19 protein-coding genes are annotated in these 22,962 nt (G+C 41.9%); 11 read left to right on the top strand and 8 right to left on the bottom strand.

The annotated features are described in order from the left end of the window. Nucleotides 1-262 precede the first annotated feature (262 nt). The 7 genes from FTU37_RS00325 to FTU37_RS00295 all read left to right on the top strand — a co-directional run bounded on the left by FTU37_RS00325 (nt 263) and on the right by FTU37_RS00295 (nt 8,890). The gene (locus FTU37_RS00325; protein WP_373686251.1) at nt 263-1,288 is read left to right on the top strand and encodes a BMP family ABC transporter substrate-binding protein; all 1,026 of its coding nucleotides are present in this window, start codon (nt 263-265) and stop codon (nt 1,286-1,288) included. Between the two features lie 76 nt (nt 1,289-1,364). Further along, nucleotides 1,365-2,354, top strand: a complete 990-nt coding sequence (locus FTU37_RS00320; protein ID WP_180123552.1) for an isopenicillin N synthase family oxygenase — start codon at nt 1,365-1,367, stop codon at nt 2,352-2,354. A gap of 304 nt (nt 2,355-2,658) precedes the next feature. Then, nucleotides 2,659-3,759 carry a BMP family ABC transporter substrate-binding protein gene (locus FTU37_RS00315; RefSeq protein ID WP_180123551.1) on the top strand — a complete coding sequence of 367 codons (1,101 nt, stop codon included), beginning with the start codon at nt 2,659-2,661 and terminating at the stop codon, nt 3,757-3,759. Between the two features lie 78 nt (nt 3,760-3,837). Beyond that, a complete protein-coding gene (locus FTU37_RS00310) occupies nt 3,838-5,433 on the top strand; it encodes an ABC transporter ATP-binding protein (RefSeq protein ID WP_180123550.1) in 1,596 nt (531 codons plus the stop codon). Nucleotides 5,434-5,451: 18 nt separating this feature from the next. Further along, entirely contained in the window at nt 5,452-6,549 is a 1,098-nt protein-coding gene (locus FTU37_RS00305) for an ABC transporter permease (protein WP_180123549.1), read from the top strand. 15 nt (nt 6,550-6,564) lie between these two features. Beyond that, nucleotides 6,565-7,485, top strand: a complete 921-nt coding sequence (locus FTU37_RS00300; RefSeq protein ID WP_180123548.1) for an ABC transporter permease — start codon at nt 6,565-6,567, stop codon at nt 7,483-7,485. Between the two features lie 37 nt (nt 7,486-7,522). After that, on the top strand, nt 7,523-8,890 hold the full coding sequence (locus FTU37_RS00295; protein WP_180123547.1) for an amidohydrolase family protein: 1,368 nt from the start codon (nt 7,523-7,525) through the stop codon (nt 8,888-8,890). 83 nt (nt 8,891-8,973) lie between these two features. Here the strand turns inward: FTU37_RS00295 and pcaD are convergent, their stop codons facing one another. From pcaD to FTU37_RS00265, 6 genes are all read right to left on the bottom strand, one after another. Then, the gene (gene pcaD, locus FTU37_RS00290; protein ID WP_180123546.1) at nt 8,974-9,753 is read right to left on the bottom strand and encodes a 3-oxoadipate enol-lactonase; all 780 of its coding nucleotides are present in this window, start codon (nt 9,751-9,753) and stop codon (nt 8,974-8,976) included. 68 nt (nt 9,754-9,821) lie between these two features. Then, nucleotides 9,822-11,027, bottom strand: a complete 1,206-nt coding sequence (gene pcaF, locus FTU37_RS00285; protein ID WP_180123545.1) for a 3-oxoadipyl-CoA thiolase — start codon at nt 11,025-11,027, stop codon at nt 9,822-9,824. A 125-nt stretch (nt 11,028-11,152) separates the two neighbouring features. After that, entirely contained in the window at nt 11,153-11,803 is a 651-nt protein-coding gene (locus FTU37_RS00280) for a 3-oxoacid CoA-transferase subunit B (protein WP_180123544.1), read from the bottom strand. 19 nt (nt 11,804-11,822) lie between these two features. Beyond that, nucleotides 11,823-12,509, bottom strand: coding sequence for a 3-oxoacid CoA-transferase subunit A (locus FTU37_RS00275; protein ID WP_078193765.1), 687 nt, complete (start codon nt 12,507-12,509; stop codon nt 11,823-11,825). A gap of 153 nt (nt 12,510-12,662) precedes the next feature. After that, a complete protein-coding gene (gene catC, locus FTU37_RS00270) occupies nt 12,663-12,953 on the bottom strand; it encodes a muconolactone Delta-isomerase (protein WP_168377484.1) in 291 nt (96 codons plus the stop codon). Between the two features lie 20 nt (nt 12,954-12,973). Further along, nucleotides 12,974-14,083 (bottom strand): muconate/chloromuconate family cycloisomerase, encoded by a 1,110-nt coding sequence (locus FTU37_RS00265; protein ID WP_168377483.1) that lies wholly within the window; start codon nt 14,081-14,083, stop codon nt 12,974-12,976. 103 nt (nt 14,084-14,186) lie between these two features. Here FTU37_RS00265 and catM point away from each other — a divergent pair, with 103 nt between their 5' ends. Beyond that, nucleotides 14,187-15,110: a cis,cis-muconate-binding transcription regulator CatM gene (catM, locus tag FTU37_RS00260; protein ID WP_168377482.1), complete on the top strand. Its 924-nt coding sequence runs from the start codon at nt 14,187-14,189 to the stop codon at nt 15,108-15,110. 76 nt (nt 15,111-15,186) lie between these two features. Here catM and FTU37_RS00255 read toward each other — a convergent pair whose 3' ends face one another. Together FTU37_RS00255 and FTU37_RS00250 are read right to left on the bottom strand one after the other, a co-directional pair. After that, nucleotides 15,187-16,182 carry an ABC transporter substrate-binding protein gene (locus FTU37_RS00255; protein ID WP_168377481.1) on the bottom strand — a complete coding sequence of 332 codons (996 nt, stop codon included), beginning with the start codon at nt 16,180-16,182 and terminating at the stop codon, nt 15,187-15,189. Nucleotides 16,183-16,185: 3 nt separating this feature from the next. Then, on the bottom strand, nt 16,186-16,773 hold the full coding sequence (locus FTU37_RS00250) for an ANTAR domain-containing response regulator (RefSeq protein ID WP_078190882.1): 588 nt from the start codon (nt 16,771-16,773) through the stop codon (nt 16,186-16,188). A 446-nt stretch (nt 16,774-17,219) separates the two neighbouring features. On the opposite strand from FTU37_RS00250, the gene FTU37_RS00245 reads away from it, so the two are divergent. The 3 genes from FTU37_RS00245 to nirD all read left to right on the top strand — a co-directional run bounded on the left by FTU37_RS00245 (nt 17,220) and on the right by nirD (nt 22,906). Continuing rightward, nucleotides 17,220-18,569, top strand: coding sequence for an MFS transporter (locus tag FTU37_RS00245; RefSeq protein ID WP_180123543.1), 1,350 nt, complete (start codon nt 17,220-17,222; stop codon nt 18,567-18,569). Nucleotides 18,570-18,635: 66 nt separating this feature from the next. Further along, nucleotides 18,636-21,182 carry a nitrite reductase large subunit NirB gene (gene nirB / locus FTU37_RS00240; RefSeq protein WP_218954623.1) on the top strand — a complete coding sequence of 849 codons (2,547 nt, stop codon included), beginning with the start codon at nt 18,636-18,638 and terminating at the stop codon, nt 21,180-21,182. 113 nt (nt 21,183-21,295) lie between these two features. Beyond that, nucleotides 21,296-22,906 carry a nitrite reductase small subunit NirD gene (gene nirD / locus FTU37_RS00235; RefSeq protein ID WP_180123542.1) on the top strand — a complete coding sequence of 537 codons (1,611 nt, stop codon included), beginning with the start codon at nt 21,296-21,298 and terminating at the stop codon, nt 22,904-22,906. Nucleotides 22,907-22,962 lie beyond the last annotated feature (56 nt).

Here is a 22,962-nt window from a genome sequence, read left to right as displayed (position 1 = left end):
GCATGGCGAACATCAATAAGTGATGAGGATCTTTGCATTATAAATAAGTAATTATTTATTTAAAAAAATAATGCTATTTATAATCAAAAAAAATATTTTAAATTTGATTGGGTTTAATTTTATCCAAGATAATTTTTTTTAAAATATATCCTTCATTTTAAAATGTATCGCATCAAATATATTTTAAACACTGTGGGGAAATAGAATGAGTTTTAAATTAAAAACATTGGTCAAAACGATTTTAGTCTTCTCGACAGTTGGTATGCTGGGTTTGAGTCAATCATATGCAGCGGATAAGGCCGCTTTTGTATATTTGGGTCCAACCAGTGACCATGGGTGGTCATATTCACATGAACAAGGACGCATCAAGGCAGACAAAGCTTTAGCTGGAAAATATAAAACTACGTATATCGAAAATGTACCTGAAACTGCCGATGCAGAGCGTGTTATTCGTAACTTGGCACAACAAGGCAACAAAGTCATTTTCGGTACATCATTTGGTTATATGAACTCGATGGAAAAAGTTGCGAAACAATTTCCTAAAACAGTCTTTATGCACGCAACGGGTTATAAACAAGGAAAAAATTTAGGTGTGTACGAACTTCGAACTTATGAAGGGGCGTATATGCTTGGTGTGGTTGCGGGGCAAAAGACCAAAACCAATACCATTGGTGTAGTCGCGTCATTTCCAATTCCTGAAGTCGTTCGAAACATCAATGCCTATACTTTAGGTGCGCAGAGTGTAAATCCGAAAGTCAAAACCAAAGTAATTTGGGCCAATACATGGTTTAACCCCGGTAAGGAACGTGAAGCAGCATTGGCATTAATCGCTCAAAAAGCAGATGTGTTGATGCAAAATACCGATTCACCTGCTGTAGTACAAGCCGCACAACAAAAAGGGGTGTATGCATTTGGCTGGAACTCAGACATGAGTAAATTTGGACCGAAAGCACATCTTGCAGCAGCAGTGTTACATTGGGAAAAAATCTATGAACCTGTGATGAAACAAGTCGCGGCAAATACATGGAAGCCTTCGGCGATCAAGTATGGCGTAAAACAAAGTGCTGTAAATATTGAAAACTTTGGTCCAGAAACGACGGCTGCGATGAAAACCAAAGCCATTGCAGTACGTGATTCATTACGTACTGGGGCATTACATCCATTTACAGGACCGATTTATAAACAAGATGGCAGTCTACTGGTCGCAAAAGGCAAAACATTGACGGATATCGATTTGTCTAAAATGAACTACTATGTCAAAGGTGTAGATGGGTCACTACCTAAATAAGAATTTGATAAACAATACATTTTAAAATATTGCAAGTTGCAAGAGAGGCAACTTGCTCTACATAGGTCGAGTGATTATGAGTATTCCCGTAATTGATTTAGCGCAGGCATTGACGCCTTCCTCAGCCAATATCTCGGATGTGGTAGAAAAGTTAAGAGCGGCAGCAACCAGTTCAGGTTTTTTCTATGTAAAAAATCATGGAATATCATCAACGCTGATTCAACGTCAGTTTGAGTTGGCAGCTAAAATTTTTGCATTGCCATTGGCAACAAAACTTAAATATGATCAGAGTTTGAATGATAGCCATTTGGGCTTTGAACAGCTTGCAGCGCAAAAGTCAGACTACAGCGCAAAGCCAGATATTAAGGAAGGTTTCTATTGTGCAAAAAATTATCCGACAGATCATCCCTATGTTTTAGCCAAATATCAGGGTTATGGCATTAATCAATGGCCGAGTGCTGAAGTACCTGAAATGGAACAGTTTTGTCAGGAATATATAGCTCAGCTAAATGGCCTAGCACAGCGCATTATGCAACTCTTAGCACTGTCTTTATCTTTAGATGAAGGCTATTTTGATGACTGTTGTATCGACCCCATGATTACCCTAAAAATGCTCTGTTATCCACCGCATCCTGTCGGTGCAGATGAATATAGCTTTGGCGTTGGAGCACATACTGATTGGGGCTCCATCACGATTTTAGCGCAAGATGAATGTGGTGGACTTGAGGTTTGTTTACCAGATTGCACATGGGTTGCAGCGCCACCGATCAAAGATACGTTTATTGTCAATTTAGGCGATCTGATCCCACGTTGGAGTAATGACCTGTACAAATCAAATCCACATCGTGTTAGAAATTTATTTTCAAAAGGTCAGTCTCGCTATTCGATTCCATTTTTTTATGGGCCGAATTACATGACGCCAATCAATGCCTTACCAGGAACGGTGAAAGATGGTGAAATTTACCGTTATGCACCCTGTACGGCTGGTGAACACATGGAACAAATGTATCAGCAAGCTTATGACTTAAGTCAAGAAGAACAATCAGTACTGGAAAAAATCACTTAATCTCTCATTCTAATTTCTTGGTTTCCTTTTATAGCCCTTCGTTCAGCCCGATAGGGCTTTTTTTATGATCAATATAAAATCGATTTGTTATTAAATAATACTATTTTAAATAAAAATCATGGATTTGATTTTATATATAAATTCACCTTTATTTTAATTATTAAATTTTATTTAAAATATATTTTCATTTTAAAATAAATGTTGGAACGATATTTGCTAACTACAAATAGAAAATCGAATTTATGCAGAATAATATTAGTTTTTTATAAATTAGATCAAGTTTTAATATTTTAGGTGGAATGAAATGATGCAAAAGAAAAGCTTTATAACCCGTTTAAAAAAAATGGCACTGGTATTTAGTGCAGCAGGTCTCTGTGGTGCAAGCTTGATGACTCAGCTACATGCAGCAGATAAAGCAGCCTTTGTATACATTGGCCCAACCAGTGATCATGGATGGACCTATTCACATGATCAGGGACGTATTAAAGCCCAAAAGGCCTTAGCTGGAAAATATACAACCACACATATTGAAAATATCCCTGAAACGGCCGATGCCGAACGTGTGATCCGAAACTTAGCGCAACAAGGCAATAAAGTCATTTTTGGGACGTCTTTTGGTTATATGAACCAAATGGAAAAAGTGGCAAAACAATTTCCAAATACCGTCTTTATGCATGCGACAGGTTATAAACAAGGCAAAAATCTTGGGGTTTATGACGTACGTACTTATGAAGGTGCATACATGCTCGGTGTTGTCGCAGGACAGCAAACGAAAAGCAACATCTTAGGTGTCGTTGGTTCATTTCCAATTCCAGAAGTTATACGCAATATCAATGCTTACACACGTGGTGCACAAAGCGTCAATCCTAAAATTAAAACCAAAGTGATTTGGGTCAATTCATGGTTTAACCCAGGCAAAGAACGTGATGCAGCTTTAGCACTGATTTCTCAAAAAGCTGATGTGTTGATGCAAAACACGGATTCTCCAGCCGTGGTGCAAGCAGCACAACAAAAAGGCGTATATGCCTTTGGTTGGGACTCAGATATGAGCAAGTTTGGACCTAAAGCTCAATTGGCGGCTTCAGTGTTGCACTGGGAAAAAATCTATACCCCAGTCATGCAGCAAGTTGCAAATAAAACATGGAAACCAAGTGCAATCTGGTACGGCGTGAAACAAGATGCGGTCAAAATTGAAGCCTTTGCACCATTTTTAGCACCTGCTGTTAAGCAAAAAGCCTTAGGCGTACAAGCAGCAATTCAAACTGGAAAATTACATCCATTTGCAGGCCCTGTATATAAACAAGATGGCAGTTTAGCGCTCGCTCAAGGTAAAAACATGACTGATGCAGATCTTAACAAAATGAATTATTACGTGAAGGGCGTAGAAGGGGTTTTACCCAAATAATCTTGAAACATACAAGCTGTGACCAAAAGTGCATCTCACTTTTGGTCCTATAAATTTACGTTGAAGAGAGCTTAAGTTATGAATGCATTTCAACAAGAACCTGCAAACCCATTCGATCGAGCTGAGCATAAAAATGTCATTCCTCGTCTTGAGCTCATTAATATTTGCAAGAGCTATAACTCACTCAAAGCCAATCATCAAATTCATTTAACGGTTCAGCCCGGTGCCATCCACGCCATTTTGGGAGAAAACGGTGCGGGTAAAAGTACCCTGATGAAGATCATTTATGGGGCAACACGTGCAGATGAAGGCCAAGTCATTTGGAATGGCAAAGAGGTCAATATTGATAGCCCATCAGCCGCAAGAAAGCTGGGTATTGGTATGGTTTATCAACATTTTTCACTATTTGAAACCTTAACCGTTGCTGAAAATATTCTGTTGGGACTCGATGAAAAAGTAGATTTAAAACAATTGCATGAACGTATCGTTGCCGTGTCTGAACAATATGGATTACGAGTAGACCCACGTCGTGAAGTCTTTTCTTTGTCAGTGGGTGAGCGTCAACGCGTCGAAATTATTCGCTGTTTATTACAAAATCCATACTTAATCATTTTAGATGAGCCGACATCGGTACTCACACCTCAGGCGGTCAAGCAATTATTTAAAACCTTGAAATTACTCGCTTCTCAGGGCGTATCCATTTTATATATCAGTCATAAATTACATGAAATTAAAGAACTTTGTGATGAAGCGACGATTTTAAGAAACGGTCTGGTGACAGGACATGTCTATCCAAAAGATCAGTCAACCAGTGACTTAGCGCGTTTAATGATTGGGAGAGATTTGCCGACTTACCAACATGTGGATTTTTCTGGTCAAAAACAACAGCTTTTCTCTGTCGATGATTTGAATTACGAATCGGAAGATCCATTTGGGGTGTCGCTCAAAAATATCCAACTGGATTTGTATGGTGGTGAAATTTTAGGGATCGCAGGTATTTCGGGCAATGGCCAAGCGGAACTGCTGTCCTTACTTTCAGGTGAGCAAGTTTCCGCAAAAGGCAGCATTGTTTTTCAAGGCGTCGATATTTCACTACAAAGTGCAGGACTGCGCCGTGATCAAGGGTTGGGCTTTGTACCTGAAGAGCGTTTGGGACGAGGTGCTGTTCCAAATATGACGCTGTCACAAAACGGTTTATTAACCGCTTTTCGTAAAGAATTAAGCGATTGGGGGCTAATCAATTTTACAAAAATGCGCGCCTTTGCAGAGCAGTGTATTGAAAAGTTTGGCGTCAAAGCCTCAGGTGCTGATGCTGAAGCTCGATCACTTTCGGGCGGGAATTTACAGAAATTCATTGTCGGACGTGAAATTCTACAAAATCCTAAAGTGTTGATTGTATCGCAACCAACATGGGGCGTTGATGTAGGCGCAGCAATGTTTATTCGACAAACCCTGATCGATCTATCACGCCAAGGGGTCGCAATATTGGTGATTTCTGAAGAATTAGAAGAACTGTTTGAGATTAGCGACAGAATTTGTGTACTTGCCGCAGGGCAATTGTCAAAACCGATGAAAACCACGGATACCAATGCCGAGCAAATCGGTCTATTAATGTCGGGTATTTCCAATACTTCAAACTCTACAGAAATGTCTCTGAATCAGGCACATGCCTAGCAATGAAAGGATAAATCCATGCATTTATTAGAACCTAGAGAGCATCCCTCTCAAATGATGAAATGGCTGTCTCCGATTATTGCGCTTTTGGCAATGTTGGTGGTGGGCAGTCTGTTATTTTTAGCCTTAGGTGTTGATCCGCTCAATGCGCTGTATATCTTTTTTATCGAGCCTTTAACCTCGATCTATAGCTTAAGTGAACTTGCGATTAAAGCTTCACCCCTGATTTTAATTGCGTTGGGTTTAGCCATTGGTTTTCGTGCCAAATTATTCAACATCGGGGCCGAAGGTCAGCTGACCATGGGCGCTATTTTTGGTGGCGGAATCGCAATTTTATTTCACGAACAAATGGGGTGGTGGATTTTGCCGCTCATGGTGCTGATGGGGGCAATTGGTGGCGCATTGTGGGGACTCATTCCGGCATTACTCAAAACGCACTTTAATGCTGAAGAAACCCTGACGACGCTCATGATGAATTATGTGGCCTTATTTGTTCTTTTATATCTGGTCAATGGGCCGTGGCGTGATCCTGATGGCATGAATTTTCCTCAATCGGTCATGTTTAGTGAGTCAGCGACATTGCCCTTAATTTGGGAAGGGACTCGAGTCAACGCATCTATTTTCATCACGATCATTGCTGTGGTGATATTTTGGATTTTTATTCGTAAAAGTTTAACTGCTTACAAACTTGAAGTAAGTGGGCAAGCACCATTGGCCGCGAAATATGCAGGATTTTCATCTAAAAAGGCCATTTGGCTCAGCTTAGGTTTATCAGGATTGATGGCGGGGATTGCAGGCATCTGTGAAGTTGCAGGGCCTATTGGACAGTTAAATCCAAACATTTCTCCGGGCTATGGTTATGCAGCCATTATTGCGGCGTATTTAGGTCGTTTAAACCCAATTGGAATCGTTCTTTCAGGTTTATTGATGGCACTGATTTATTTGGGTGGGGAAATGGCACAAATGCAGCTGCAACTTCCGGTTGCGATTACAGGTATCTTCCAAGGCTTATTGTTATTTTTCCTTTTAGCTTCAGATGCCTTGATTGAAAACCGCTATCGTTTTGCACCGAAAAAAAATAAAACGCTGACAGATCGTCAAGCGACTACGGCTTAGATTGAGGAGAAATGTATGAGCATTGAAATTACAGCCATTTTAGCTGGCACGATCGCCGCAGCAACGCCACTCATTTTTGCAGGTCTTGGTGAATTAGTCGCAGAACGGACAGGGGTCATTAACCTCGGTGTAGAAGGCATGATGTTGGTTGGTGCCATTGCTGGCTTTGCCTTCGCTGCACAATATGATGCGAGTGTGGCAAGTGCCTTAATGGTCGGTGGCCTTGCAGGCACAATGATGGCACTGATTTTTGCATTTTTTAGCCTCTCCTTAAGTACCAACCAATCCGCTTGCGGGTTAGCACTCACAATTTTCGGTATCGGAATTTCAGCATTTATAGGACAAAACTACGTGAGTATGGCATTGCCCGGCTTACAGGGTTTAGACATCTCGCTTTTAAGTGAAATACCTGTATTAGGGCCTATTTTATTTCAGCATAACTATGTTGTGTATTTGTCCATGTTGGCGTTTGTGATTATTTGGTGGGTACTCACAAAAACTCGCCTTGGTCTGCTACTAAAAGCAGTGGGCGAGTCACCAGAAAGTGCTCATGCTATGGGCTATAACGTCTTAGCGATTCGCTACTGTGCGGTTCTTTTTGGTGGTGCTATGGCTGGAGTAGGTGGCGCATTTTTATCGACAGTCTATACGCCGATGTGGATTGAGAACATGGTGGCAGGTCGGGGTTGGATTGCGATTGCATTGGTGGTCTTTGCAACATGGAAACCGACCCGTTTAATGCTCGGAGCATATCTATTTGGTGGCGTGACGATCCTTCAGTTCCATGCTCAAGCATTAGGTTTAAATGTGCCAAATGAATTGCTTTCTGCACTTCCATATGTGGCAACAATTGTGGTTTTAGTGCTGATTTCTCGTAATAAAAAACATCTAAAACTGAATTTACCAGCTTCACTTGGGAAAACCTTCTGCCCTTAATTTTGGCCAATAACACAATGTTCATAGGAGCAAAAGAATGAAATTACTGAGTGCAGGTCATGTATTAACCATGAATTCGTCCTTAGACTATATTCAAGATGGGGCAGTATTAGTCAAAGGCCAAGTGATACAAGCAATTGGCAAGAGAGAAGAGCTTTTAAAGCAGTTTCCAGATGCGATACATGAGCATTATCCCGATGGATTGTTGATGCCAGGTTTAATCAATACACATTGTCATTCGGGCTTACTTCGCGGCACCGCGGAGGGCTTACCTGTTTGGGACTGGTTACAACAATTTATTGATCCCATGCACCGAGTGTTATTACCCGAAGATGCAAAATTGGCTTCTTATTTATGCTATGCCGAAGCACTACTGTCAGGGACGACCACGATTGTTGATATGTGGCGCTATATGGATGGCAGTGCCGAAGTAGCCGAAGACTTAGGGATTCGAGCTGTATTGGTTCCGTATGTCGCAGAACATCCAGACCATAATTATTTTGAAACACTAGAGAGCAATGAAGCGCTGATTCAACGATGGCACATGCGAGCAGAAGGTCGCATTCAGGTCTGGGTGGGGCTAGAACACTTATTTTATGCAGAAGATCAGTCCTTAGGTCGTATCCAAAAAATGTGTCAGGACTATCAAACTGGATTTCATACCCATAGTAACGAAAGCAAATTTGATGTCGTGGAAAATCTGAAACGTTACGGCATGCGGCCTGTTCAAACCCTTGAAAAATTAGGCATGCTCGATGTGCCAAAATGCTTGCTGGCACATTGTGTATGGTTAGATGATGACGAAATTCAGCTGCTAAAACATTATCACGTTGGGGTCGCACATAACCCCATTTCAAATATGAAACTTGCCTCAGGCGCTGCACCTGTGACTCAATTGCTCAAACAAGGCGTTGCAGTGGGTTTAGGTACAGATGGTGAAAAGGAAAATAACAATTTAGATTTATTTGAGGAAATGAAAACGGCTTCATTATTGGCTAAGTTTTCAAATTTAGATGCAGCGGCTTTAGATTCATGGTCAGTTTGCCAAATGGCGACTCGAGATGGAGCACGTGCATTAGGACTTGAGCAACAAATTGGCTCAATCGAAGTTGGTAAGCAGGCGGATTTAATCGTAGTAAACACGGCTACACCACGCATGACACCTTTAATAAACCAAGGCAGTTTATTTAATTTACATACAAACTTGGTCCATGCGGTTCAGGGCCAAGATGTCGTGATGACGATGGTTGCAGGAAAAGTTTTGGTCAAAAATGGTCAACTGCTTAATGCAGACTTACAACAATTTATTGACCAAATTAATTTTGCCGCACCTGCATTATTTAAACGTCGTTCTGACTGGCTCAGTTTACGCGGTGCAGCAGTCAATGAGTTGCAAAGAACCTAAAACTTTCAACACATAAAACATAAAGCCCAAATCAATTTGGGCTTTATGTTTTTTAAATTTTATCGAAGAACAACATGCAGGATTTAAGCACTGATAAAAGAGATGAGTGTTTGGTTAAATGCATCAGGCTGTTCAATGTTTGAAATATGCGATGCATTAATTTCAAATAATTGGCTATTTGCGATGCGTTCTTGCATGAATTGACCATCTACAACTGTAGTTACAGGGTCTTGTTGACCTGCAATAATCAATACCGGTATGCGAATAGACGAGATTTCATTGCGCAAATCCGCTTTAGCCAAAGCTTCACAACAACTTGCATAACCTTCTGGGCTGCCAGCTCCGAGGTCGTTACTCAAAGATTGTACAGTTGCTGTGTTACTTTGGATAAAGGGTTCTGTAAACCATCGTGATGCTGCCGTTTCTGCAATTGGTTCCAGACCTTGTTGACGGACTAATTGCGCACGTTCATTCCAAGCTGATTCTTGCCCAATTTTTGCAGCGGTATTGCATACAATGACATGGTTAAAGCGTTCAGGATGATGTTTTGCAAGCCATTGGCCTGTTAAACCACCCATCGATATTCCACAAAATGTGGCTTGTTGAATATTTAAATGATCCAATAAATGGATGACATCTGTACCCAATTGATCAAGGCTATATGGCCCTTGAGGGGCAGAAGATGCACCATGACCACGTGTATCATAACAAATCACAAAATAATCCTGCTGTAGTGCCTCTATCTGAGGCTGCCACATGCTGAACTTTGTGCCTAAAGAATTAGAAAACACAATCGCAGGTCGTGTGTGGTCACCAAAGGTTGCGTAATTAATCGTTGCATCATTGGATATAAATGTAAGCATGTTTTGAATCCTTAATTTTATAAATCCCCCTAAATCCCCCCTTTGATAAGGTGGACTTTTATTGAGGATTAAACACGTTCAATAATCAAAGCGATGCCTTGACCGACACCAATGCACATCGAACAGAGGGCATATTGACCTGAAATTGCCTCAAGTTGATTTAACGCAGTCGTAACTAAACGGGCTCCAGATGCACCTAAAGGATGCCCCAAAGCAATAGCGCCACCATTTGGATTGACATGTTTAGCACCATCTTCTAAACCTAGTTCACGGGTTACCGCTAAGGCTTGAGCTGCAAAAGCTTCATTCAGCTCGATTACATCCATTTGTTCAAGGCTTAGACCTGTTTGAGCTAATAGCTTTTTGATGGCAGGCGCAGGACCAAAGCCCATGATTTTGGGTTCAACACCCACCACCGTTGCCGCAATAATTTTGGCCCGTGGCTTTAACTTAAATTTATTGACAGCATCATCTGAAGCAATCAGTAGTGCAGCCGCACCATCATTGATCCCTGAAGCATTGCCCGCAGTTACCGTCCCATTAGCTTTCACCACAGGTTTGAGTTTTGCTAAGCCTTCTGCTGTCGTCGATGCACGTGGATGCTCATCTGTATCGACTATCAGTGGGTCGCCTTTACGCTGTGGAATGACTACAGGGATGATTTCTTTCTCAAAAAAACCATTGGCCTGTGCAGCGGCTGTACGGCGCTGACTTTCTAAGGCAAAAGCATCTTGATCAGCACGGTTAATGTTGAATTGTTCTGCCACATTTTCAGCGGTTTGAGGCATGGTTTCCACGCCATACATTTGCTTGAGTATTGGATTGATAAAACGCCAACCCATGGTGGTGTCTTCAATCTTTTGACTGCGTCCATAAGCACTTTCCGATTTACCCATAACAAAGGGCGCACGGGACATACTCTCTACACCGCCGGCAATAATTAAGTCTGCTTCATTTGCTTTAATTGCACGGGCTGCCATCGCAATCGCATCAAGTGATGAACCACAAAGTCGGTTTACAGTTGTAGCAGGAACTTGAAAAGGTACACCTGCAAGTAGCGACGACATTCGTGCAACATTACGGTTATCTTCACCGGCTTGGTTCGCGCAGCCGTAAATCACGTCATCCACTGACTCCCAAGCAATACTTGGATTTCGCTGCATCAGTGCCTTAATGGGTAAGGCACCGAGGTCGTCGGTACGCACTGCTGCCAAACCGCCCGCATAGCGACCGAAAGGGGTGCGGATTGCATCAATAATATAGGCATTTTTCATTTTATAAATCCTAAAAACTCAGCTCCTCCCTTTTAACGGGAGGTCGGGAGGGATTTACAGGAAGTTAATTTTTTAATATTAATCCTCCCTAAATCCCTCCTTTAATCAAGGAGGGACTTTTTGCTTTAAGCTGTCGTATCAATCAGCTTAGCACCTGTCATTAACTGTAATTCGTCAAAGCTCAAGCCCTCGACTTTTTCAATCACTTTCAAACCTTCAACCGTCACATCAATGACGCACAAATTTGTGTAAATACGATCGACACATTGCAGTCCTGTGGCAGGGTATGACAACTCAGCGACAATTTTCGGTTCACCTTTTTTGGTCACATGGTCTGTAGTAATAAAGACTTTTTTCGCCCCAACAGCCAAATCCATTGCACCACCTACAGCAGGAATTGCATCTGGCGCGCCAGTATGCCAATTTGCTAAGTCACCATTTTGGGCAACCTGAAAAGCGCCTAGTACTGCAATATCTAAATGACCACCACGCATCATGGCAAAAGAGTCGCCATGGTGAAAAAAGCAGCCACCCGTCTGCATAGTAACAAACTCTTTTCCTGCATTAATTAATTCAGGGTCTTCTTCGCCTTTAGCCGGAGGAGGACCAAAAGCCAAAAGGCCATTTTCTGAATGTAGAAAAACATCTTTGTCCGTTGGTAAATAATTTGAAATTTTGGTGGGTAAGCCAATGCCTAAATTGACATAAGCGCCATCTGGAATATCTTGTGCAACACGTTCTGCAATTTGATCACGGGTTAATTTGGTATAGCTCATGGTTCTTTCCTCACGTGATTTATGCAGATTGCTCAAGCTGTGCAGGTTGAACAGCCACAACATGTTGTACAAAAATGCCAGGGGTAATAATGTGCTCTGGGTCTAATGCACCAAGTTCAACCACTTCTGAGACTTGTGCAATTGTCACATCTGCCGCCATGGCCATAATGGGGCCAAAGTTACGCGCTGATTTGTTGTAGACCAAGTTGCCCCAGCGGTCGCCTTGATGTGCTTTGATTAAAGCAAAATCGGCTTTAATTGGATTTTCTAAAACGAAATCTTTGCCTTCATAATTGAGTGTAGGTTTGCCTTCTGCCAACAATGTACCGAAACCTGTTGGTGTATAAATTGGACCCAGACCCATACCAGCTGCCTGAATACGGCAAGCCAAATTACCTTGTGGTACAAGCTCAAGTTCTATCTTTCCTGCACGATATAATTCATCGAACACCCAAGAGTCAGATTGGCGAGGGAAAGAACAGATCATCTTACGGACAGCACCGGCTTTGAGTAATTTAGCCAGTCCATAGTCACCATTACCTGCATTGTTGTTGACGATGATTAGATCTTTGATCCCAAGTTCTATCAATCCATCAATCAGTTCAGCAGGCTGACCAGCCGTACCGAAGCCGCCGATCATAATGGTTGATCCATCCTTAATTTGAGAAAGTGCTTCTGTTAATGAAGCGGTACTTTTATCAATCATGCTACGATCCTTCATCAAGAACGATAAAACTATTTACCTGACTAACCACTTCAGTCATACAAGGCAGATAATCTTTTATTTCAAATATTTACAAACTTAAAAATGCAGAAAATGGATTCCAACCATGTGCTACACAATTGAAATCCAATCGCATCAACTGTCATCACTACGAACAGAAGAGGGATGACGATTTAAAGCCAAAACTTCAATATTCATATACGGGTAAAGGGGCAACCCTTGTAAAATGTTGTGTAGCTCTTCATTACTTTCAACATCAAAAATACTGATATTTGAATATTGACCAGTAATCCGCCAGATATGACGCCATTTACCTTGACGTTGTAGATCTTGTGAATAAGCCTTTTCTACAGCTTTAATTTCATTGGCTTTTTCGACTGGCATATCTAATGGAATATTGACATCCATGCGTACTTGGAAAAGCATTTCTTACTCCTAGCTAAATGTTATTTGCGACGTAAGTCATCAATTTTGTTTTCATCAATTTCAATCCCTAAACCTGCCGTGGTTGGAATCTTGAGTTCGAAATCTTGATATTGAAGTGGGGTTTTTAAAATTTCTTCAGTTAACAGCAATGGACCAAAAAGCTCAGTGCCATAAGCTAAATTGTCAAATGTAGAAAATGCATGTGCCGATGCAATAGTGCCTACAGGACCTTCAAGCATGGTTCCACCGTATAAATCGATACCCGCAAGTTTGGCGATTTTTGAAACCTCACAGCCTTCGATTAAACCGCCAGACTGTGCAACTTTGACTGCAAAAACAGAGGCAGAATTGTGCCGAGCAAGTTGATATGCCGTTTGAGGCCCCATCAGTGATTCATCTGCCATAATCCCAATATCAAAACGACGAGTTAAACGGCGCATTGCGTCAATATTATCGATCGCGCAAGGCTGCTCAATCAGGTCAACACCACCATCTTGTAACAACTGAATGCCTTTAATGGCATCTAATTCAGACCAAGCACGGTTAACATCCACACGGATAGAAATGTCCGCACCTAACGCTTTTTTAATGGCTAAAACATGTTCAACGTCGGCTTCAACGGGGCGTGAACCGATTTTAAGTTTGAAAATATTGTGTCGTTTTGCCTCAATCATTTTTTGTGCTTCGGCAATGTCTTTTTCCGTATTGCCAGACGCAAGTACCCAAAGAACAGGCAAGCTGTCACGTAAACGACCGCCCAATAATTCACTCAAAGGCAGATTTAAACGCTGCGCCAAAATATCGAGTAGGGCCGTTTGAATGGCACATTTAGCAAAGCGATTGCCGTTAATATTACGTTTAATGGCTTGCATGGTTTGAGCAACATTCAAACCAGTGAGGGTTTTCAGTAAAGGACTAAAATAAGTTTCAATATTGGTACGAATGCTTTCAGGGCTTTCTTCACCATAGCCTAGACCGCCAATCGTCGTCGCTTCACCCCAACCGATATAACCATCTTCGGTGGTGATTTTAATCAAAACAAGGGTTTGCGTTTGCATGGTTGCAACAGCCATCTTGTGCGGACGGATTGTTGGGATTTCCACGAGCAGGGTTTCAATCGACTTATACATCTTGCGTATTTCTTATCTATCCAACTATTTATATACCCTAATTTAATGTAATATCTTTAACTAGAGCGATTTTGGTATTTTTAGATACTTAAAAGGTATATAAATGGAATTAAGGCACTTACGTTACTTTGTCACCGTGGTTGAAGAGCAAAGTATTACCAAGGCAGCAGAAAAATTATGTATTGCTCAGCCGCCTTTGAGCCGCCAAATTCAAAAGCTTGAAGAAGAACTGGGCATTACCTTGTTTGAGCGTGGTTCTAGACCCGTGAAAACCACAGAAGCTGGTATGTTCTTTTATGAGCATGCTGTGCAGATATTGACGCATACCGCTCAGGCCACAACCATGGCACAGCGAATTAATGCCGTCGATAAAACTGTCCGCATTGGTTATGTCAGTTCGCTTTTATACGCATTATTGCCGCAAATTATTTATTTATTTCGACAACGTAACCCAGATATTCATGTTGAACTCATAGAATGTGGCACACGCGACCAGATTGAAGCCTTAAAAACCGGTCGAATTGATATTGGTTTTGGACGACTTCGATTAACTGATCCGTCCATTAAACGTATTTTATTAAGAAAAGAAGCGCTACGTTTAGCTATTCATATAAATCATCATTTGGCTGAATTTAAAGACAAAGGCATTTATCTTTCTCAAATTTTAGATGAACCCATTTTTGCCTATCCAACGACACCGAAACCGAATTTTTCCACGCTCATTCAATCGATATTTACCGAATTAGGACTTGTACCTAAACTTTTAACCGAAGTGCGTGAAATTCATATGGCTTTGGGCTTAGTGGCGTCGGGAGAGGGCATTTCCTTGATTCCTGAAAGTGCCAGTGATATTGGCATGAAAAATTTGATGTACATCCCAATCTTAGATTTGGAAGCCTATAGTCCAATCTCTTTGTCGGTACGCAATATGGATCATAGTAATTACATTCCAAAGATACTGGATTGCATTCGTGAAGTCTTCGTTGAAGAAAATATCGACTTACGCGCTATCGATGCAGATGCATAACTAAATTAAGGTTTCATGATCAATGCTGCATAAGATCCGCTGTTCAATGATAGAGTCTTATGGAACATCAACAAATTTAGCCCAAAGCATCCTGATAAATACAAGATTGTGCTATTTCAAAAACCTTTTCATCTTCAATATTTAATTGATCGTATTGCTGCATTTTTTGAATCATCCATTCAAAGTCTGAAGTTTGTGGCGCTTGGGTCTTGCCAAAATTTTGAATGATGCTTTTGATCCGATGAAAAGCCTCGACGTGAATCTGCTCAGAACAATCAAAACGGATGATGTGATATTGCTTTAACAAAGAAAATATTTCTGAGAAATGTGTTTGTTGAAGTAGATCGTTTTGTGCTTTTTGGATGGCAAGATTGATCGCCTTTAAGGTATTGGGATGTTTTTCTGCCCAATCATGAGTAAAAGCCAAAACCTTATCTGGTATAGGCTCAATAATATCTTGGCTATTGACGATGATACGACTATAGCCTTGTATTTCAGATTGCGTATTCCACGGCTCTCCGACACAGAATCCATCAATTCGTTGCGTTGATATTGCTTCCACCATATAAGGCGGTGGTAGAGTTGAAAAGGTCTGCGTTTGAGCGAGTTCTGTGTCGGCAAGTGCCAACCATTCTCTTAAAATATAATGATGAATCGAATGCTGAAAAACATGCGCCAACTGAATCTTTTGATTCTGCTTTATCGCAGATATGATTTTCTCTGCTGAATTAATTGGTAGATCTAATGCATGGATCTTTAATTCATAGTAGAGCTTTTGACTCAGACTAATGTAAGCGCAATTGGTACTGAGCGTTAGTGAGGTTTGTAAGGGGATGCCGAGATGGTCTTTGCCCGTCACAGACGCAGGCAGCATGGCCGATAAACAGTGTGCTGCATCTAAAAAACCAAAAGCTAGACGGTCACGTAAACTTGCCCAAGACGGTTCTTGAGTTAGTGTGACATTCAAGCCTTGTTCAGCAAAATACCCTTGATGTTCTGCCCAGAGCAAAGCAACACAGTCAAGTAAAGGAATATAGCCCAATTGAATATCAGTTTTTTCAAGCTTTTGCATGGTTTATTCCTTAAATTGAGACTGTAACAGCGCTTGCGCATCAAGCAGTCGGCGCGCCATTTCACCCATCGTCATACGGTGACTCATGGCATTTTTTCTCAGCAAATTAAATGCTTGATCTTCGGTTAAACCATGCATTTGTATTAAAAGCACTTTGGCTTTTTCAATATCTTTTCGATCGGCCAATTTGCACTTGGTTTCAGCCAAATCATTCAGCAGTTTTTTATGCTTTTTATATTGTTCAATCGAAATTTCTAAAATGCTATTCAAACGTGCAGGGTCAATACCATCGACAATATATGCCGTGACACCCGCATCAATCGCGCTTCGGATGATTTCAAGACTCGAATTTTTAGTGAACAGAACAGTCGGTAAGTCAAATTGGCTGACACAGCTTTCAATGACATCGCGATGTGGATGATCCATATCCAATAAAATCACATCTGCCTGAATATTTTGCAGATATGACATATTTAAATGATCAATCATGAAACTGGCGACCACATCAAAGTCATGTTGAATTAATGAGGCTTGAATAAATTCAGCGCGTTCTTGATCATCATCAATTAGGGCTATTTTTAGTTTTGGCATGCAAACGCTCAGACAGAGCCAAACAAATACGTATTGAGTTTTCTAAGCAATTTAAATGCCAAATTTTAAGACAATACAAAATATAAATCTGCTTCTAAATTTTAGCTTGGTTATATGCACATTTTAAAATTGAACCATTTCCGTGCACTGATCTTGTGCAGGGCTGAACCACGTTTGAACATTCAGCCGCATCTCTATAGGCATATTGACTATCTATTTACCTTAATTCGCTTATTTTCGGATAGATCGGCGCTCAATGCTTAAATATAGAGATGAAATTTACGATTGAAATAAAAACTTGGCACGTATCGTGCTTAATACTTATTGAGTCAAAGAAGACTCTAAAAATTTGTTAGACGGCCAACGACGTCCGTTCTGATCGACTCTGTTATGTGTTAGCGACATAACCGAGTAATTCATGCGTTCAGTTCAGTCAGGAGAAGGTTATGTCTTCAAATTTAAATGCCAAAAAAGCCACAAAAATAAGTCTATTTAATTTTTCTTCAGCAGCAATGCGGGCCTTCCACATGAGTTGGCTCGCATTCTTTGTTTGCTTCTTTGCATGGTTTGCCTGTGCACCGTTGATGCCAGTGATTGCTGGCGAATTTCACCTCACGAAAGATCAAATTGCCAATATTAATATTGCCGCTGTTGCGATCACGATTTTAGTCCGTCTGATCGTTGGTCCTTTATGTGATAAATATGGTCCGCGTAAAACCTATACAGCTTTATTAATCATCGGCAGTATTCCAGTCTTTGGTGTCGCTTCTGCGAACAGCTATGAATCCTTTCTTTTCTTCCGCTTGCTGATCGGCGCGATTGGCGCAAGCTTCGTCATCACTCAATACCATACAAGCATTATGTTTGCGCCTAATGTTGTGGGTACAGCCAATGCTGCAACAGCAGGCTGGGGCAATGCAGGCGGCGGTGCAACTCAAGCCCTTATGCCTTTACTGCTTGGCGCACTCGTTATGTTTGGTGTAGAGCAAGCGATGGGCTGGCGTATTGCGCTGATTGTACCCGGTGTGATGATGCTGATTGTTGGTGCGCTTTACTGGAAGTTCACACAAGACTGTCCGCAAGGCAACTTTAAAGAACTTCGCGAACAAGGCATCAGTGTTGGCAGTGACAAAAAAGGCGGCTTGGCAATTCTAATGCATGCAGCACGCAATTACCGTGTATGGATTCTATTTGGCGCTTACGCAGCTTGTTTCGGTATTGAAATCTTTATTCACAACATTGTAGCAATGTACTACGTCGACCATTTCAGCTTTGGATTAAAAGAGGCGGGTATGGCAGCAGGTATCTTTGGTTTGCTTGCATTGTTTGCTCGTGCGCTAGGCGGCATTGTTTCGGACAAAGTAGCGACTAAAAAAGGCTTAGATGGCCGTACCAAAGTGTTATTTGCCATGATTCTGCTAGAAGGCTTATTCCTGATTGTCTTCTCACAAATGAATACTGCAGTGCTTGCAATCCTTGCAATGACAGTCTTTGCGCTCTTCACACATATGGCTTGCGGTGCTACCTATGCGTTGGTGCCATTCATTGACCGTGATGCTTTAGGCGGTGTTGCAGGCATTATCGGTGCAGGCGGTAACGTAGGTGCAGTGGCTGCAGGCTTCTTGCTTAAAGGCATGCTGGATATTCAAACCACGCTTATGGTGTTGGGCGGTCTAGTGGTTATCGCTGCAAGCTGTGTACTGATGATCCGCTTCTCTGTAGAGCATAAAGAAAAAGAACAGCGCCTATTTGAACAAGCTGTAAATGAACGAAATTTAGCTGAAGCTCAAAACTAATACTGAAAAGTTGCCTCTAAACATCGCGATTTAGGGGCAAATAAAAAAATATTGCGGAGAAAGAATATGAAAATCATCATGATTGGACATGGCATGGTTGGCCACAAGTTTATCGAATCTGTACTGGAACACGCAGGTGATAATGTTGAATTAACCATTTTAGCTGAAGAGCCGCGTTTAGCCTATGACCGTGTGCATTTAACTGAATATTTCAGCGGTAAATCGGCTAAAGATTTAACCCTATGCCGCAGCGACTTTGCAGATGCTTACGGTATTGATTTGCGCCTTAGCACCAAAGCGGTTGAAATTGATCAGCGCAATAAAACGGTCACAACCAATCACGGCGATATTCTTTCTTTTGACAAGCTGGTGCTCGCAACAGGTTCATATGCATTTGTGCCGCCTATTCCAGGCAATGAACGTGAAAACTGCTTTGTGTACCGTACCATTGAAGACTTGGATGCCATCCGTGCCGCAAGCCTAAATGCTAAAACGGGCGTGGTGATCGGCGGTGGCTTATTGGGTTTAGAAGCAGCAAAAGCGCTGCGTGATTTAAACTTAGAAACCCATGTTGTTGAATTTGCACCACGCTTAATGGCAGTTCAGATTGATGATCTAGGCGGTAAAGTTTTACGCTCAAAAATTGAAAATCTAGGTGTTAAAGTCCATACGCAAAAAGCAACATCTTGCATTGAAGACGGTGCAAATACGAAGCATGTAATGAAGTTTGGTGATGGTTCTGAACTGGAAACCGACATCATCTTATTCTCTGCAGGTATCCGCCCACGCGATGAATTAGCGCGCCAAAGCGGTTTAGCCATTGGTGAGCGTGGCGGAATTGCGATTAATGACTATTGCCAAACTTCAAACCCTGACATTTATGCCATTGGTGAATGTGCGCTTTGGCAAAATAAAATTTATGGCCTGGTTGCGCCGGGCTATGACATGGCGCGTATTGCAGCAAAGCATGTGATGGAACAAAACTGCACGCTTTTCGCTGGTGCAGATATGAGCACCAAGCTGAAACTGATGGGAGTTGATGTTGCATCTGTAGGCGATGCGCATGCAATGACACCAAATTCTTTAAGCTATTTCTATGCAGATGAAGCAGCTCAGGTTTATAAAAAAATTGTCGTGAATGCAGAGAAAACTAAGCTGCTAGGTGCAGTATTGGTGGGCTGTGCTAAAGAATACAATGACCTGCTGCAAATGATGCTGAATGGCTTAGAAGTTCCAGAAAGCCCAGAAAGCCTAATCATGCCTGGCTATGCACAATCTGCAGGTAAATCGGGCGGAAGCGGTGTCGATCTGTTGCCAGACAGCGCAACGATTTGTTCATGTAACAACGTCTCTAAAGCAGACATTTGTTCAGCCATTGCTGACGGATCGACTTCTTTAGGCGCATTGAAAAAATGCACCAAAGCTGCAACAGCTTGCGGCGGCTGTGCACCATTAGTCACTCAAGTACTTAAATCGGAGCTTCAGCGTCAAGGTGTAACTGTAAATAACCATTTATGTGAACACTTTGCTTATTCACGCCAAGAGCTCTATCACTTGGTACGTGTGAACGAAATCAAAACCTTTGATGACCTGATTCAACAGCATGGCCATGGTTTAGGCTGTGACATCTGTAAACCGACGGCAGCCAATATCCTAGCGTCATGCTGGAATGACTTTGTACTTAAACCAAGCCATGCGGGCCTGCAAGACAGTAATGACTACTACCTCGGCAATATCCAAAAAGATGGTTCATATTCAGTAGTACCGCGTATGGCTGGCGGTGAAGTTACTCCGGACGGATTAATTGCCGTGGGTCAAATTGCTAAAGAATATGGTCTATATACCAAACTTACAGGCGGTCAGCGTGTCGATATGTTTGGTGCACAAGTGCATCAACTGCCTGAAATCTGGGAAAAATTGATTGCTGCTGGTTTTGAGTCTGGCCATGCCTACGGCAAATCACTGCGTACGGTGAAATCTTGTGTCGGCAGTACTTGGTGCCGTTATGGCGTGGACGATTCAGTCGGCTTGGCGATTTATTTAGAGAACCGCTACAAAGGCCTTCGCTCACCGCACAAACTGAAAATGGCTGTGTCGGGCTGTACCCGTGAATGTGCTGAGGCGCAAAGTAAAGATGTTGGCGTGATTGCGACAGAAAAAGGCTGGAACCTTTATGTATGCGGTAACGGCGGTATGAAGCCGCGTCACGCAGAGCTTTTGGCATCAGACTTAGATACGCAAACATTGATCAAATACATTGACCGTTTCTTTATGTTCTACATTCAAACAGCAGACCGTTTGCAGCGTACTTCTGTATGGCGCGACAACATGGAAGGCGGTTTAGATTACCTGAAAGATGTCGTTGTGAATGATTCGCTTGGCGTAGCGGCTGAACTTGAACGCCGTATGAGCCATGTTGTGGGTACATATCAAGATGAATGGCGTACTGCTGTAGAAGATCCTGAAGTACGTAAACGCTTTGTGACTTTCGTGAATGCAAAAGCAGAACAGCAAAATGATCCGCATATTCAGTTTGCATCCGTTCGCGGTCAAATCAGACCCAAAACAGAAGCTGAACGCGATACGACACGCATTCCAGTGGTTGAAGCTTAAGAGAATAACGAATTTAAAACTTCTTTTATTTGATTTACATCCTTATTCGGTTTCTCGCTAAGGCGAAAATGAAAAGATAGTGATCTAAAAGAAGTTTAAAAAGGATCAAGAATATGACAATTTTAAAAGAAATGAATGATTTAGACTGGTTTGATGTTTGTGCATTAGATGATATTACGCCAAATACAGGTGTGGGCGCACTGATTGAAAATCAGCAAATTGCGATATTCCGTGTCGGTGAAGAAAAGCGGGTTTATGCGCTGAGCAATCAGGACCCATTTAGCCAAGCCTATGTTATGTCCCGCGGTATTATTGGTGACTTGCAGGGTGAGCGTGTTGTGGCATCACCCATTTATAAACAGCATTTCAGCCTTGCTACTGGACGCTGCTTAGAAGATAAAGACCAAAAACTCTTGGTTTTTCCAAGCAAAATTGAAAATGGCCGTGTGCTGATTAGTCCAACTGCTCAAAAAACCTATATTACCAATAACGCGCCTTCGTCTGAGTTGATGAAACTTGTTTTGGTCGGCAATGGCTTAGCAGGTATGCGTTGCTTAGAAGATCTGCTGGATATGGCGCCAGAGCGTTATGAAATTACGGTCATTGGTGAAGAACCTTGGGGTAATTACAACCGAATTATGCTTTCACCTGTGCTTTCAGGTGATAAAACCATTGAAGATATCATGCTGCATTCACATGCTTGGTATAAAGACAAAAATATCCGTTTTGTAGCAGGTGATGCGGCGGTACGCATAGACCGTCCGCGCAAGCAGGTATACACAGAAAAAGGCTTGGTCATCGATTATGACCGTCTGATTTTAGCGACAGGTTCTAAGCCGTTTATTCCGCCTATACCGGGAACTGACTTAAAAGGTGTTCTCAGCTTCCGTGATATTTATGATGTAAACCGCATGCTGGATTACTGTAAATCTAAGCAAAATGCGGTGGTGATTGGCGGCGGTTTACTTGGCCTAGAGGCTGCGTATGGCCTGAAACAGCGTGGCATGAATGTCACAGTGCTGCATTTGATGGACCGCATTATGGACCGCCAGCTGGATGAAAAAGCCAGCTTAATGCTCAATCATGCTATTGAACAAAAAGGTATAAAAATCATGACTGCAGCAAATACCCAAGAGTTGATGGGTAAAGATGGTCATGTGAAGCAGCTGCGTTTGCAGGACGGTACTGTTTTAGATGCAGATCTTGTGGTTTTTGCGGTGGGTATTCGTCCGAATATTGAGCTTGCGCAAAGTGCAGGACTGCGCTGCGGCCGCGGTGTCATGGTGAATGACACCATGCAAACTTTTGATCCGAGTATTTATGCGGTGGGTGAATGTATTGAACACCGAAGCCAAACTTTCGGTTTAGTTGAACCGCTTTGGGGACAGGCATTCATTTGTGCATCGCATTTGGCCGAACATGGCAGCTTAACCTTCAAAGCGCCTACGGTTCCGACGCAGTTAAAAGTCAGCGGCTGTGATGTTTTTTCTACAGGCAACTTTGAACCGTTGGATGATTTTGAAGACATTATTTTGAATGATGAAAAGCGTCAAATCTATAAACGTATTATTATTCAAAAAGATAGAGTGATTGGCGCTGTGCTGTTTGGCGATACTGAAGACGGTGCATGGTATGCAGAATTGATTTCAGATCAAACTCCAATTTCAAGCATCCGAAACAAATTGCTGTTTGGTAAGGATTTTGCATTAAAGAAAGCAGGGTGATTCATTATTAATCAAAGAATATAGTCACGACCGCGCAATTTCATTTTTAAGAAATT

Origin of the sequence: Acinetobacter sp. YH12097 (assembly GCF_013419225.1) — a bacterium.
GTDB classification, from domain to species: Bacteria; Pseudomonadota; Gammaproteobacteria; order Pseudomonadales; family Moraxellaceae; genus Acinetobacter; species Acinetobacter amyesii.
Note: the sequence above shows the minus strand (reverse complement) of the source record. Positions and strands in the feature narration are given on the sequence as shown.